Origin of the sequence: Armatimonas sp. (genome assembly GCF_031410135.1) — a bacterium.
Lineage (GTDB): Bacteria > Armatimonadota > Armatimonadia > Armatimonadales > Armatimonadaceae > Armatimonas.
The window spans coordinates 1-14,688 of the sequence record NZ_JANNYP010000081.1 but is presented as its reverse complement, the minus strand read 5'-3'; the positions used below and the strand labels follow the sequence as shown (position 1 = coordinate 14,688).

10 protein-coding genes are annotated in these 14,688 nt (G+C 60.2%); 7 read left to right on the top strand and 3 right to left on the bottom strand.

All coding sequences use genetic code 11. The features are described 5' to 3' along the window. Positions 1–56 precede the first annotated feature (56 nt). Genes RMO15_RS02945 through RMO15_RS02935 form a run of 3 tightly spaced genes read right to left on the bottom strand, consistent with a single transcriptional unit; the run spans position 57 to position 5,504 of the window. On the bottom strand, positions 57–3,152 hold the full coding sequence (locus RMO15_RS02945; RefSeq protein WP_309707648.1) for an efflux RND transporter permease subunit: 3,096 nt from the start codon (positions 3,150–3,152) through the stop codon (positions 57–59). After that, the gene (locus tag RMO15_RS02940) at positions 3,149–4,789 is read right to left on the bottom strand and encodes an efflux RND transporter periplasmic adaptor subunit (protein ID WP_309707646.1); all 1,641 of its coding nucleotides are present in this window, start codon (positions 4,787–4,789) and stop codon (positions 3,149–3,151) included. The genes RMO15_RS02945 and RMO15_RS02940 overlap by 4 nt, the downstream gene beginning before the upstream one ends. 46 nt (positions 4,790–4,835) lie before the next feature. Next, a complete protein-coding gene (locus tag RMO15_RS02935; RefSeq protein WP_309707644.1) occupies positions 4,836–5,504 on the bottom strand; it encodes a hypothetical protein in 669 nt (222 codons plus the stop codon). A 37-nt stretch (positions 5,505–5,541) separates the two neighbouring features. On the opposite strand from RMO15_RS02935, the gene RMO15_RS02930 reads away from it, so the two are divergent. The 7 genes from RMO15_RS02930 to RMO15_RS02900 all read left to right on the top strand — a co-directional run. Then, on the top strand, positions 5,542–8,517 hold the full coding sequence (locus RMO15_RS02930) for a prolyl oligopeptidase family serine peptidase (RefSeq protein WP_309707642.1): 2,976 nt from the start codon (positions 5,542–5,544) through the stop codon (positions 8,515–8,517). A gap of 3 nt (positions 8,518–8,520) precedes the next feature. Then, a complete protein-coding gene (locus RMO15_RS02925; RefSeq protein ID WP_309707639.1) occupies positions 8,521–9,108 on the top strand; it encodes a hypothetical protein in 588 nt (195 codons plus the stop codon). A gap of 111 nt (positions 9,109–9,219) precedes the next feature. Then, the gene (locus RMO15_RS02920; RefSeq protein WP_309707637.1) at positions 9,220–11,445 is read left to right on the top strand and encodes an ABC transporter ATP-binding protein; all 2,226 of its coding nucleotides are present in this window, start codon (positions 9,220–9,222) and stop codon (positions 11,443–11,445) included. A gap of 37 nt (positions 11,446–11,482) precedes the next feature. Then, positions 11,483–11,962, top strand: a complete 480-nt coding sequence (locus RMO15_RS02915) for a DinB family protein (protein WP_309707635.1) — start codon at positions 11,483–11,485, stop codon at positions 11,960–11,962. Between the two features lie 3 nt (positions 11,963–11,965). Further along, positions 11,966–12,433: a DUF1854 domain-containing protein gene (locus RMO15_RS02910; RefSeq protein WP_309707633.1), complete on the top strand. Its 468-nt coding sequence runs from the start codon at positions 11,966–11,968 to the stop codon at positions 12,431–12,433. Continuing rightward, complete coding sequence (locus RMO15_RS02905) at positions 12,430–13,800, top strand: ATP-binding protein (RefSeq protein WP_309707632.1); 1,371 nt, start codon at positions 12,430–12,432, stop codon at positions 13,798–13,800. Before RMO15_RS02910 ends, RMO15_RS02905 begins: the two co-directional genes overlap by 4 nt. After that, a partial coding sequence (locus RMO15_RS02900; RefSeq protein WP_309707631.1) for a hypothetical protein occupies positions 13,793–14,688 on the top strand: 896 nt, incomplete at its 3' end. The genes RMO15_RS02905 and RMO15_RS02900, both read left to right, overlap by 8 nt.

Genomic DNA, 14,688 nt, shown 5'->3' with positions numbered 1-14,688 from the left:
GGGGAACACGACGATGCAGCGTTCTGGCTTCCTGAAAACTAAGTCTGCCCCCTCGGTCAGCGGCGGCGGAGGCGCTGGCCGAGGTCGTCGAAGAGCGTGTAGACACAGGGGACGACAAAAAGCGTCAGAACCGTGGACGTAATCAAGCCGCCGATCACTGCCGTGGCCAGCGGAGCCTGGGTCTCGGAGCCTTGGCCGAGTGCAAGTGCAAGTGGGAGCATTCCCAGAACGGCTGCCGATGTGGTCATGAGAATCGGGCGCAGGCGGGTCGGGCTGGCGGTGAGAATGGCCTCATCGCGCGGGGTGCCCCGCTCTCGTAGTTGATTGGTGTAGTCCACGAGCAATATCCCGTTTTTCACGACGATGCCAACGAGCATCAGAAGGCCAATAAAGGCGGTGATTCCAAACGCGCGGCCCGTGAGAAAGAGCGCCAGCACCACACCCACCGCGCAGAGCGGCACCGAGGTCAGCACGATCAGCGGGTAGACAAACGACTCAAACTGCGACGCGAGGAGCATGTAGATCAGCGCCACGGCCAGCACCACAGCAACTCCCAGACCGGCGAACTCGGTGCCACGCCGCTTCTGGTTCTGGCCAAAGTCCCAGTACGTGCCCGGCGCAAACTCCATTTTCTCCAGCACACGGCGCACATCAGCCTCCACATCGCCTTGGGAACGATCTGCCAGCCTTCCGTTCACCGCGATATAGCGCTGCCGATCCAAGCGCGTGATCTCGTTGGGGCCGACGGTCTCAAACGGCGTGGCGACCTGGCTCAGTAAGATCGGCTTCCCCCCACTCTTGGGGCTGATCGGCAGGTTTGCCAGTGACTCCAGCGACTTGCGGTCTTTCTCGGGCAGGATCACGTAGATTGGGTACTGGTAGCCTTTCTCCAAGTAGTAGCCCGCCTGTGCGCCGCCTGTGCTGGAGTTGATCGCATTGGCAATGTCCGCAAACGAGACGCCCAGCGCCGATGCTTTGTCCCGGTCTATCTTCCACTGAAGCTCCGGGGTCGCGTCTTGAACACCAAGATCCAGCGCCTCCAGACCGGGTACCCCCTTGAGCGCCTCCATCACCTTCTTGGCCTGGACAGCAACCGACTTGTTGTCCTGCCCAAAGACATCAATCTCCATGTTGGTCGCGCCCCCGGTAAGAAGCTGCGTCACCAGGTCGTAGGGCGAGACCGTGGCACGGATGCCCGGAATGCTCCCCAGGCTCTTCTGGACATCTTTGATGACTTGCTGTGTGGGCAGCTTTCGATTGGCCTTGAGGTGCACGGTAGCGCTTCCGATGTGGCCCGCCTGATCGCGCACCGAGCCACGCAGGCTCAGGGTCGCTCCTGATGCGGCAAAGACCGTCTCAACATCGGGGTTGGCCAAGATACGCTTCTCGACTTCTCGCATGGTCTCGCTGGTCTTGAGAAACGCGGTGCCGATGGGAAGCTTGACACTCACCGTAAAGTCGCCACTATCGGTCTGAGGCAGTGTCTCGGAACCGATCAGGGGGACAAATAAGTAGCTCGCCAGAGAGATCGCCGCCGCGCCCGCCAAAACCCACCAGCGGCGGGAAAGTGCCCAGGCAAGACGGCGGCGGTAGTTGGCATCCAGGCTGTCGAGATAGCGTCCCGCCCAGCCGAAAAAGCCCCGTGACGGCCTCTCTTTTTCTTGCTCCAGCTCCTCGCGGTGGATCAGGCGCGATGCTAACATCGGAACCAGTGTGGTCGCATCTAAAAGAGAGACCGCCATGGAGAAGATCACGACCAGCGCGAACTGCGTGAACATCTGCCCCGTCTGGCCCTTGATGAGCAGGATAGGCAAAAAGACCACCATCACCGTGATCGTCGAAGCCACCACGGCGCTCGTGATCTCGCTTGCCCCCGAGACAGCCCCTTCCACCGCAGACTGCTTATCACGCTCGATGTGCCGGAAGATATTCTCCAGCACCACCACCGCATCGTCCACGATCAGCCCCGCCGCCAGTGCCAAGCCTGAGAGCGAGATCGTATTGAGCGTGAAGCCGCAGAAGTAGAGCAGCGAGAACGTCGAGAAGATCGAGACCGGAATCGAGAGCGCCACCACTAAAGTACTCCGAAGATTGCGGAGGAAAAACAGCAGGATCAGAACCGCCAGCACGCCCCCAATAATCGCCGTGTGCTGCAAGTCGGTGACCGAGTTCTGGATAAACCCCGACTGGTCGTAGGCAACCTGGAACTTCAGCTGCGGGTAGAGCTTGTTGACCTGCTCGATTTTTTTCTCAATGGCCTCAGCCGTCGCGACCGTGTTTGCCTCACTCTGCTTCGTGATCGCAAGACTTGCGGCAGGCTCGCCATTGAGCCGGGTCAGGATGCGCGTCTCCAGGTGGCTGTCCTCAACGGTGGCGACATCTCGGAGAAGCACAGGCTGGCCGTTTACCTGCGCCAGAGTGATCTTCTCGGCATCGGTGAGGCTGCTGAAGTACCCCACCGAGCGAATGGTGAACTCGCGGTCACCTTGGCGCGCGATCCCGGCGGGGACGTTGATATTCTCCTGCACCAGTCGCCGTTGTACTAGGTCAATCGAGAGACCGTAGGCCTGGAGCTTTACCGGATCTACTTCAATGATGATCGAGCGTGTCTGGCCGCCGGTCACCGTGGCCGTGGCGACTCCCTCAGCAGACGCTAAAAGCGGCGAGACCTCGTTGGCCAGCAGGCTACGAAGCTTGACAATATCTGAGATGCCCGAGACACCATAGATACGAATGGGCAGGGTCGCCGGGTCGAACTTGTAGACAACCGGAGCCTGGAGGGTCGGGTCATCCGGGAGCTGCTGCTTGGCGCGCTGGACAAGCTGAAGCACATCAATGGCGGCCTGGCCAATATCCGTCCCCCAGTTGAACTGCACCCGCACCGACGAGCCGCCCGTCGTGGAGTTCGAGGTAACTAGCTGGATTCCCGGAGCCGCCGAGACAGCCTGCTCAATGGGCCGCGTGACCTGAGTCTCCATCTCCTCGGGAGCCACATTGGGCCAGGTAGTATTGACCACCACTGTCGGCATGGTGATCTTAGGCAGCAAGTCCACAGGGAGCTTCGTCAGACAAACAACCCCCAGTAGCACCAGCGCCGCAATGCGCATCACCACGGCGACGGGTCTCTGCACCGAAAACCGCGCTAGGTTCATCTCTTCACCTCGGACGACGCATCGGACGGTGAACGTCCTACTTTGGGGCCTTTGGCCGCGCCTTCGGCGGTTTTAACTTTCTGGGCGTCTTTGACGGGTGAGTAGGAAAGAGTCACGACACGCTCTCCCGCCGCGACTCCCGACAGAACCTCAACCGCACCGCCGACCTTGGTGCCAAGAGTTACCTGACGGACAGAGGCCGTGTTCTCGGCATCCACCACCGTGACTGTAGAGCCTTTCGGGGTTGTCTTGACCGCATCGCTGGGGACTACCACCGCGGCATTGATCGTCCGTAGCTCTAGTGTCAGGTGGGCAAACATCCCGGGACGGAGCTTGCCGCTTGCATTTTCCAGCTTACAGCGGATCGTGTACTGGCGGCTCTGCGGATCGGCGGCAGGGTTCACCTCAGCAACCGTCGCGAGAAACGGCTTGCCGGGCAGGGCATCGAGTACGACCTCCGCCTTGGTGCCAATGCCAACGGCACTGCTCTGCTCCACGGGGACGCTCGCGGTGAGGTAGAGGCTGTCGAGCTGCTGGATGGTCAGAATCGTCTGCCCTGCCGTCACGCTGGAGCCTTCGTCCACAGGCTTGGCGGTGACAATCCCCGAGATCGTGCTCCGAAGCTCCGTCTCAGCGAGCCGGGCACGTGCCTGCGTGAGCTGGCTTTCCGCCGCCGCCACGGACTGCCGGAGTGCTGCGATATTTTCCCGCATAGCCACGGACTGAGAGCGATTCGACTTCGCTAAAACCAGCGCGGACTCGGCCTGTTTCTTGGCGGCTTTCGCTGTTCCAATCTCGCCGATTGCCCCCTTCTCCGTGACAGTCACCTGCTCTTTTGCCGCCGCCAACAGTGCCTTTTGAGACTCCAGCGCGGCCTCCGCGGTTGCAATGCGCCCGTGCGCTGTGGCGACGACATTTCCCTGGACATCCAGCACGGTTCGGGCATCTTCGACCGCTTGGGCGGCGACAAAACCTTTTTCCAGCAGCGACTCGGCGCGGGTGAGCTTGGCCTTCAGATTGCTCTGGTTGGCAAGGGCACTCGCATGGTCGTTTTTCGCGTTCTCCACCACCACGCGCGCACTCTGCACGCGGGCATCGGCATCGGCGACGGCTGCTTTGGCGGCGGCGAGCAGGGCATCACGGCTCTGCTGAGCGCGGCTCAGCGTCGCCTGAGCGCTCTCCACGGCAGCACTGCGCTGTTCAATTCCCGTAAGCACTGAAACACGCCCCGTGTCCACAGTCGCCTGCGCCTGCGCCAGCCGGGCCTTTGCTTCGGGGACACTTGCTTCCTGCTGGGTGACCGCCGCTTTCAGATCCACCGGGTCAATGCGCACCAGAGTCTGGCCTGCCGCGACGGTGCTGCCTTCCCGCACCGCCAGAAATGTAACTCGCCCCGCCGAACGCGCCGCCAGCTTCACCGTGCTTGGCGACTCCAGTGAGCCCATGATCTCCAGAGTCTGAACCAGTTTTTGGGGCCCAGCCACCGCGAGGACAACACTAGGCGCAGAGTTTTTACGAGCTGCCTGGGACTTAACCAGCTCCCCTGCCACAGCACGCTTGTCTTGTAGTCGCCAGACAATACCGCCCGCTAGGGCAGCAACAAGAACCGTGTAAGGAATAATCGAGCGAAGTTTCATTCAAGTACTACTGTACTCGTTTCTCTCCGAAATGAAAAGCGTTTTTTTAGCGCCCCCAAGTCGTTGCGCCAAGAGTTCCGACCGAGTTTCCGACCGCAACTAAGCCAAGGCGCACGGGATACTTTCCGATCCTTCCAACGTCACCTACCAGTCCGAGGGAGAGTTTCTTGCCTTCCCACTGTGCCGATGCGGTTACCCGGCTGTTGGCAAGCGGCATGAGAGCTCCAAGAAGAAGCCGGGGAGCAGCCTCTCCACTAACTTTGGCCACACCCACGTAGCCTGAGAACTGTACAGGCCCCATGTCCGAGATCGTCCGGCCCGCCGTGGCATAGAACACGGAGCCCTTTCCTCCGACGCTATTGTCGTAGAACCCGACGTTCAATGAGGGCGACTCCACCGTCTCAGAGGTGAGTGTGTAGTTGAGATTGGGGCGGGTCGTTCCCTGCTTTTGGAGGTGCAAGAGCCCCAAAGAGAGCTTGTCACTCACCCCGTAGCGCAGAGCAGTCTCAGTCTTTCCTGGGATGGCGGAGTTGGAAAGGGATGAGAGAAAAAACTGGCCTTTGCCTAAAATCGCGGGCTGAGAGCCCACAGGCCCCACCCCCGCACGCTGTGCTGCCCAGCCTGCCGACGGTGTCAGTGGCCCACCCGGAGCACTCTGCGCCCACGCCCCACTCGCCAGAGTCAGGGAAACAATACTCAAAATTGTAATTTTCATGGGTCAATCATAGCAGAAAACCGTTATAATTGCAGACATGATTAGAACCCGGCTCGCCTTTTCTCTTTCCTTTTGCTTGTTAGCTCTCACCACGTCCCACGCCCAGCAGACCTTGCCCGCTCGTGTCAACGGTGGCGAAACAATCAACCAGCTCCAGCCCCCCACCCTCATCAGCGCCGCCAAGCGCCCTCTGAAGCACTACGACTACGAGCTTTGGAAGAGTGTCCAGCTGCCGCAACTCTCGCGCGACGGGAAGTGGGCAGTCTATGTGATCGCGCCGACCGAGGGCGATGGCACGCTCTACGTTCGGAGCACAAGCAGCGCTACTGAGTACAAGATCCCTCGTGGCCGCGGCCCTCAAGTGACGCCCGACAGCCGCTTTGTGGTCTTCACGATTGCGCCGTCGTTTGCCGAGAGCGAGAAGGCGCGCAAAGATAAAAAGCCCACTCTTCCCTCAGCGCTGGGGATATTGGATCTGACGACGGGAAAGACCGAGACAGTGGAGAAAGTGCGGCGATTCACGCTGGCAAGTGAGGGAAGCCGCTGGCTGGCCTACCAAGTGGAGAAAGCCGCTCTCCCCGCCCCCGCGAGCGGGGGAGCTACAGGTCCGGGGAAAGATCAGCCGCCGGCAGGACGCCAAGGAGGCCGACGGCCTGCCGGAGCGCCGGGTGCCACGCCCCAAGCGCCTGCCGCGCCCGCAGGAGCCGATCTGGTCGTGCGTGAGCTGGCCACCGGGCAGAGCACAACGCTTGTGGATGTCACGGACTTCACCTGGAACAAGAGCGGCTCGCGCCTGGCCTACGTGGTGGACAGCAAGGAAGACCCCAAAGACGGGCTGTTTGTCCGAGAGCTAGGCAAAGACGGTGATGTGGCCCTGAGCACTGGCCCCGCCGAGCTGCGTGGCACGGACTGGGACGATGCCGGTGAGCAGCTAATCTTCCTCCGCACTCCCAAAGCCGCGTCCTCGACACCAAATCCCTCCACTGCTCCCCCCCGCCCGGCGGGGGATGGGGGGGCGGTTCCCAAAAATTCTAGCCTTTGGCACTGGAAAGTAGGCGAGACGAAGGCGACGGAGCTGGTGACGGAGAAAACGGCGGGCGTTCCGGCGGGCTGGCAGCTCGCGGACGGCGGTAGCGCACGCTTTCTCAAAGACGGCCAGCGCCTGAGCCTCTCGCTCTCGCCCAAGGCCAAGCCTAAACCCAAAGACCCCGTGGAGCCGATCAATGTGGACGTCTGGAGTTCCATAGATCCGCTACTTCAGACTATGCAAAAGCTCCGCGTCAATACCAAGCCCAGCTACCCGGCGCTGCTGAACCTCAAAAATGGAAAACTCAGCGTGCTCTCGGGACCGGATCAGCCGACCGTTGCCGTGGGCGAGGAGACCAAGCGCTGGAGCCTGGGGCGCGATGCGAAGCCCTACGAGCAGCTTACCTCCTGGGATCAGAGCTACAGCGATATCTATCTGGTGGATTTAGAGTCCGGAGCGAAAAAGAAAGTGCTCACCAAGCAGGGTGGCGCGGCGCTTCTCTCGCCCAACGAGAAGTATCTGGTCTGGTGGAGCCAGGAGCAGAAGACGTGGCTCTGTCGTGGGATTGACAGCGAGAAAGTGGTCAATCTGGGGGCGAAGATTCCCCATGAGCTCTGGAACGTGGACGATGACCACCCCGCGCCGCCGCCGCCCTACGGCTCGGCAGGCTGGACCGCCAATGACAAGTCCATTCTGGTCTACGACAAGTACGATCTCTGGGAGGTGAATCCCGAAAACGGCGAGGCGCGGCAGGTGACGGGCGGGCGGAAGGCGGGAATGACCTTTCGCATGAGCCGCTTCGGCTTCGATCCCGACAAGCCCGCTGTACCCACCGACAAACCGATTCTCTTCTCCGTCACCGACGAAGCGTCGCGGGCGGAGGGTTTCTGGCGGCTAGAATCCCTCAAAGACGGACGGCCTACCAAGCTTGTTTTGGAGGACTGCTCATTTGGCCCGCCCGTCAAGGCCCGCAACGCCGACACGGTTCTCTTCACCCGCGAGCGCTTCGATCAGTTCCCCGATCTGTGGCTGGCTCCCACTATCGAAAAGCTCCCCGAGGCGCAGAAACTCACCAATGCGAACCCGCAGCAGCGCGAGTTTGTTTGGGGCAAGAGCGATCTCATCACCTACACCACAAGCGATGGCCAGAAGCTCCCCGCCGTGCTCACGCTTCCGGAGAACTACGATCCCAACAAGAAGTACCCGCTCATGGTCTATATCTACGAGCGCATGGCCGATCAGCTCCATAACTACGTCCGGCCTAGCGCGGGCACCAGCATCAACGTGAGTCGCTATGTCAGCAACGGCTATATCATCCTGCGCCCCGACATCACCTACCGCACGGGCTACCCCGGCGAGTCGGCGATGAAGTGTGTGCTCCCTGCCGTGCAAGAGACCCTGCGCCTGGTAAACGTGGACGAGAAGCGGATCGGGATTCAGGGACATAGCTGGGGAGCCTACGAGATTACCTATCTGATTACCCGCACCAATCTCTTCCGTGCCGTCGAAGCCGGAGCTGCCGTCTCCAACATGGTCAGTGCCTACGGCGGGATTCGCTATGAGTCGGGGATGAGCCGGGCGTTTCAGTACGAGCGCACTCAGAGCCGCATCGGTGGCCCGCCCTGGACGGACCCGCTCAAGTACATCGAGAACTCCCCGATCTTCTGGGTGGATAAAGTACAGACCCCCTATCTCTCGATCCACAACGATGCCGATGGCGCGGTGCCGTGGACGCAAGGAATTGAGTTCTTTTCGGCGCTCCGTCGCTTGGGCAAGGAGGGCTTTATGTTTAACTACAACGGCGAGGGCCACGGGCTGACCAACCGGGAGAACATGAAGCACTGGACCGTGCACATGGCCGAGTTCTTCGACCACTATCTCCTCAACACCCCCCGCCCGGACTGGATGAAGACCGGCGTTCCCTACTCTGAGCGCGGCATCCGTGACCTGCGCTCACTCTACACCCGCCCCGAAGGAATTAAGTAAATTATGAACTACCCATTAACCGTCTCGTTTAAGCTACTCACGCTGACCAGCCAGCTCACGGTCACGGATGCCTCGGGCAATACCGTGTGCTATCTCAAGCGAAAGCTTTCGTGGAAAGAGAAGATCACGATCTTTGCCGACTCCAATCAAACCGATCCGCTCTTCAATATTGAGTCAAAGAAAGTCTTTGCCGTCTCCCCCGTCTACACCTTCACCGACGCCAAGACCGGGGCTGAGCTGGGGAACGTTACCTGCAACGGCTGGAAATCACTCTGGAACATTGACTATCAGATCCGCCCGTCCGGGCTGGACAACGCGACCCTGGCAATAGACGAGGAGAACCCCTGGATCAAAGTCATGGACTCCGTGCTCGGGGAGATTCCCGTGATCGGTCTTGCTACTTCGTTTCTCTTCCATCCCGCCTATCTGGTCAAGCGCGGTGATGCGAAAGTGCTACGTCTCGTCAAGAAACCTTCGCTCTTTGAAAGCAAGTTCGAGCTAGAAAAGCACTCGGAACTCTCGGAGAGCGAAGAGACACTTGCCCTGCTCGGGCTGCTAGTCATGGTTCTCGCCGCGAAAAACCGGGGATAAAAGAACCCGGTAATCCGCGACAACCGGCGGGGAAAAGATCGCAGCCATTTACCAAGCGACTGTTCAGGTACGATATAGGCCACGTGGCCAACTTGGCCCAGGAGAACGCCTTTGGTCGTTACCGAATCCGTTGCGCTATCGCTTTCCCCTTCCGATGAAGACGACCCGCTCTTGCTCAGCGAGCGGGCCGATCTGGATGAAGAGAACCATCACTTTGGCGAGCGGCTTGTGAACCTGTACCAGCACTCAGTGCGAGTGTTTGATGGCGCGGGCGTGCTACTCGTCAAAGTCCCCTTAGAAGAGATCAAGTCTGCCCGAACAGAGCCTCTGGTGGGTGGAGCGCGGCTGGAGCTGACGCTCAAGAACGGGACGATACTTCCCTTGGTGGAGTGCACGGCGCGGGTCTCGGCGCGGATCTCGGAGCTGGCGCGGGGGATCGAGCAGCTGGCGCAGGGCGAGGAGCTGGCAGTCAAGCTCACGCACCAGAAGACCCGCTGTGAGCGCTGTAATCGCCTCTTGCCCGAGCCCGATGGAAGCTGTCCTGCCTGCGTCCAGCGTGCCGCGATCTTCCGGCGCATTCTCTCGTATCTTGGGCCGTATCGCTTTCAGGCCGTTGCTGTGATCACTGCGTCGCTGGTGATGGCCGCGATCAACACGTTCGCCACGCCCAAGCTCACCGAGGGCATCACCGATAAAGTGCTCGGGCCGCGCTCGGGTTTAAGTTTAGGGGAGGGCAGTGTCCAGCTCTGGCTCTATGTGAGTGGAATGCTGATTTCCCTGGTACTCGGGGCGTTTTTGCAGTGGTTTAAGAACTACAATGCCTCGTTTCTCTCCGCCAATATCGCTAAAGATTTAAGGGCCAGTATCTACCGCGCCCTGGAGCACCTGCAGCTTAGCTTCTTCGACAAGCGCCAGATGGGCTCGATTGTGAGCCGTGTGACCCAGGACACCGACCGGGTCTGGGGCTTCTTAGTAGACGGCGTGCCCTATTTACTCTCCGGCACACTGACTCTCGTTGGCGGGCTGGTCTCAGGCCTCCTGCTCTCGTGGAAGCTGACACTGGCAATTCTCTTGCCCGTTCCCTTAGTGGCCGTGCTCATGTCGCTGATCTGGAAGCCGATGGCCTCGAAGTACCATAAAGTGGGCCAGAAATGGGGGCGCCTGCACACGCAGCTCAATGAGTCGCTCAATGGGATTCGGGTGGTGAAAGCCTTTGTGCGGGAAGAGGGTGAGTGGGACAAGTTCCGCAGCCGCAACACGGAGCTGGCGCAGAGTGGTCTCACGGCAGACCGCTGGTGGTACCGCTCCGAGACCTTTGTAACAATATTGGTGGGCCTCGCGCCGTTGATCAACTGGGGCTTTGGCGGCTACTTAGTGCTCCACGGCGAGCTGACTCTGGGCAAGCTGATGGCGATGCAGATCCTCCTCTGGCAGGTCTACGGCCCCTTGCAGTGGTTTGGGCAGGTGAATCAGTGGTTCTCCCGCGCCATGGCCGGAGCCGAGCGCGTCTTTGAGGTGATTGACTCCCAGTCCGAAACCTACGACAAGCCGGGTGCCGTAAATTTGACATCTGTCGAGGGGGAGATTCGCTTTGAGAACGTGCGTTTTGGCTACGACAAGTCCAACCCGGTTCTCAAGGGCATTGATCTCACCGTCAAGCCCGGCGAGCTGATCGGCCTCGTCGGTCGGAGCGGCGCGGGCAAGTCCACCACCGTGAATCTCCTCTGTCGCTTCTACGAGGCCGATGGTGGCTGTGTGCGCCTCGACGGCCACGACCTGCGCGACATTGAGCTCCAGTCGCTCCGTAAGCACATCGGCATTGTCCTCCAAGAGCCCTTTCTCTTCAACGGAACCATCGCCGAGAACATCGCCTACGGCAAGCCCGACGCGGGCTTTGAGGAGATTATTGAGGCAGCCCGTGCTGCCTGCTGCCATGAGTTTATCGTCCAGAAGCCCGACGGCTACGATACGAACGTCGGCGAGAAAGGTGGCAAACTCTCTGGTGGCGAGAAGCAGCGCCTCTCGATTGCCCGCGCGATCCTGCACAACCCGAAGATCCTAATCCTCGACGAGGCGACGAGCTCCGTGGACGTGGAGACAGAAAAGAAGATCCAGCAAGCCATCGGCAACCTCACCGCGGGCCGCACCACGTTTGCCATCGCACATCGTCTCTCCACGCTCCGTAACGCCGATAGATTGGTCGTGATTGACAAGGGAAGGATCGCCGAAGTCGGCACCCACGCAGAGCTGATGGAGAAACAGGGGATCTTCTACGGCCTCGTCGAGACCCAGAACCAGACGAACAAAGCCCTGGCCGAGACCGTGGCGGCGCTGTAACCCCGCCGCTCCAACCGGCGGGACAAGAAAGAAAAACATGAACGAAATCAACAACTGGCTGACACAACTTGACCAAGCGACCCAGGAGTGGCTAGGAGAGCTGGGCGACGATGTCACGGAGGCGGAGCTAATGTGGCAAGCTTTCCCCGACGGACATAGCATCGGCTCGGTGCTCACGCACATCGCCGAGGTCGAGGGCTACTGGCTGCACCACATTGCCTGTGGTGAACCGTATCACGACTTAGAAGCCGAGGTATTAAATGCCGCGATTGATCAAGGTGCTGTCAAGTGGCCCACGCCGCCGCCGCATCCGCTGAGCTTTTACAAAGCGCTGCTTGCCAAAACACGGGAGAAGACGAAGCTCCTGATCAAGGCACTGGACAACCCCAATCACACAGCAATGCGTGGCGAGCGGGAGTTCACGCTAAGCTGGCTGATGACCCATGTGATCGTCCACGAGGCCTACCACGGCGGCCAGGCGGTGCTTCTGTTGCTCCAGCAAAGAATGGGGAAGTAAGCCATGACAAATCTCCAGCTTTTCTACGATCCGCCGGGGGTACTGCGCCTCACTGTGGACGACGAAAAGTCCTACCCCAAAGTCTCGCTCTACCAGTCTTCTCCCTTGCGCCGTCCGGGAAAGTTTCTCTCGCTGCTGGATGGCAAGAGCGAGGAGATCGCGCTGGTTCCCTCACTGGAGGATCTCGAACCCGAGAGCCGCAAGATCGCAGAGCTAGAACTGGCGCGGCGCTATCTGACGGCACGGATTCAGACACTGACCAGCGTCCGGCAGGAGTTTGGGGTGACCTACTGGCACGCCCTCACCGACCGGGGCGAGCGCGATTTTGTGGTGCAGAACCTCTCGGAGAGCTGCCTGTGGCTCTCCGAGTCGCACCTGCTGATCATAGACGCCGACAACAACCGCTTCGAGGTGGCCGATACCCACGCGCTCGATCCCAACAGCCGCCGCTTGCTGGAGAGCGTCCTGTGAGAGTAATTTCAGAACTAACGACACCCTCGCTACTCGAAGCCGCTCTTTCGCTTCCAACTCCCGCGATCGCCAGCTTTTTAGGACGACGCCTGACGGAACTCTTCCCAGATAAAGTGGTGGTCGAGTGCTCGTCGTGTGGGTTTGATCTCAATGGGTTTGTGGATGCAGGGCACTGCACCCTCACGCCCTTGTCTTCGCTGGGCTATAGTCAGGTGATCACCGCGTGGCGTGGATGCGGCACGGAGCTGGAACAGCTGATGGCAGCGGCTGAGGGGATGGTTTGTGCAACGGATGATACTGGACTGGTACAGAAGCCCGAAAACGCCTTTCTGCAAGTAACTTGGGAGGGCGAGCCGCGTGAGCTTACTCAGGTGAGCTGGCAGGAGGATCATAGCACCATTCGGCTGTACTTTCTCCATGCGGAGAAACGTGAGAGTATCGAGGGGTTCTATGCTGCCGTCTGTGAGTGGTCGTCGGTGCCTCACGCCGAGGTGCTTGTTTTCGAGCAGGGACAGTGGCGCAAAGATCGGGCCCTCTTTAAGGCGATTCGCTCGGCGACTTTCGACAATCTGATTCTTGCGCCGGGGCTAAAAGAGGCCCTTCGGGGGGATCTCACGCAGTTCTTCGCCCGCCGCGATGTCTATCTGCGCTACGGAGTGCCCTGGAAGCGGGGGATTTTGCTAATTGGGCCACCTGGCAACGGCAAGACACACACCGTCAAGGCACTCTGCAACACACTGGGAGTTCCCGCGCTGTACCTACGGAGCCTGGAGCCGCGGGGGATGTTTGGGAGCGAGCACGAAAGTATCAGCCAGGTTTTCTCGGTCGCACGAAAGACCGCTCCGTGTGTGTTGGTTCTGGAGGACCTCGATGCGCTGCTCAAGCCCACCAACCGCTCGTTTTTTCTCAATGAGCTGGATGGTTTCGCGGAGAACGCGGGGGTCTGCGTCGTGGCAACCACCAACTACCCCGAGCGGCTCGATCCTGCGATTCTGGAGCGCCCGTCGCGCTTTGACCGAAAGTATCATTTTGATCTTCCAAGTGAGCGTGAGCGAGCCGCCTATCTGACCTTGTGGAATGAAAAACAAACCGAGGCGCTACACCTCACCGACTCCGGGATCGCAGAAGTAGCTGCTACCACAGAAGGCTTCTCGTTTGCGTATTTAAAAGAACTCTGCCTTGCCGCGACTATGGCGTGGATCAATGCGGGAGAGAGCGCCGTGATGGATGAGATTGCGAAGGAGCAAGTCAAGCTCCTCCAAAGCCAGATGCAAACTGCGCCGGGTGAGGACGAGGAAGCCGATCCAGACGCCAAACCCTCGCGCCGGGAGCGCTTTCATAAGCTCATGCGAGGCGAAGATGAGTGACGTCGCTCTCTCTGCGCCTCTTCGAACTCGTCTGGAGCACGCGCTCGGGCAGCGAATTGTGAATGCGACGCGTCGAAAGGGCGGCTACTCGCTGGCGCTTCGTCTGCGCTTGGAGCTGGCAAACGGGAACTTCGCCTTTGCTAAAGTGGCAACCACCGAGGACACGGCCCGCTGGCTACGGCGCGAAGCCGTGGTCTATGAGCACTTAGGAACGCAGTCATTTCTGGCGGAGTTTCTGGGCTGGGACGACGACCTGGATCAGCCGTTTCTCTTGCTGGAAGACCTGAGTGAGGCGCACTGGCCGCCTCCATGGACACCCGTGCGAGTGGACACAGTGCTGATGGCGCTTGCCGCTGTCCGTCGTGCGCCACTTCCACCAGAAACTCCCACGCTGGAAGCCGAGCGGGCCGTACTCACGCGCTGGGCCGCTATCGCCGCCGATCCTGCGCCATTTTTATCGCTTGGGCTGTGTAGCGCCGCGTGGTTGGAAAACGCCCTCCCGACGCTTCTTGCCGCCGAAAAAGCCCTGGACTTGGACGGCACCGACTTTCTCCACCTCGATGTGCGCTCCGACAACCTCTGCTTTGTGGGCGGGAGGGCCATCATCGTCGACTGGAACTGGTCGTGCGTGGGCAACGGCGACGCCGACATCGCGTGCTGGCTCCCCAGCCTGCACTCCGAGGGTGGCCCACTCCCCGAGACCATTCTCCCGAATGCCGGGCCATGGGCCGCTGCACTCGCCGGTTTTTTTGCGAGCATGGCGGGCTTGCCCCCACCCGAAGGAGCCCCAACGGTTCGTACCGTCCAGCGCACCCAGCTCGAATCTGCGCTTCCCTGGGCAGTGCGTGCACTCGAATTGCCGCCGGTTGAAATCGGCGTCTATAAGCC

Excerpts from the sequence above, each read along its gene's own strand:
- RMO15_RS02930 (WP_309707642.1), top strand. The coding sequence starts at position 5,542 with ATGATTAGAACCCGGCTCGCCTTTTCTCTTTCCTTTTGCTTGTTAGCT.
- RMO15_RS02940 (WP_309707646.1), bottom strand. The coding sequence starts at position 4,789 with ATGAAACTTCGCTCGATTATTCCTTACACGGTTCTTGTTGCTGCCCTA.
- RMO15_RS02945 (WP_309707648.1), bottom strand. The coding sequence starts at position 3,152 with ATGAACCTAGCGCGGTTTTCGGTGCAGAGACCCGTCGCCGTGGTGATG.
- RMO15_RS02925 (WP_309707639.1), top strand. The coding sequence starts at position 8,521 with ATGAACTACCCATTAACCGTCTCGTTTAAGCTACTCACGCTGACCAGC.
- RMO15_RS02935 (WP_309707644.1), bottom strand. The coding sequence starts at position 5,504 with ATGAAAATTACAATTTTGAGTATTGTTTCCCTGACTCTGGCGAGTGGG.
- RMO15_RS02910 (WP_309707633.1), top strand. The coding sequence starts at position 11,966 with ATGACAAATCTCCAGCTTTTCTACGATCCGCCGGGGGTACTGCGCCTC.
- RMO15_RS02915 (WP_309707635.1), top strand. The coding sequence starts at position 11,483 with ATGAACGAAATCAACAACTGGCTGACACAACTTGACCAAGCGACCCAG.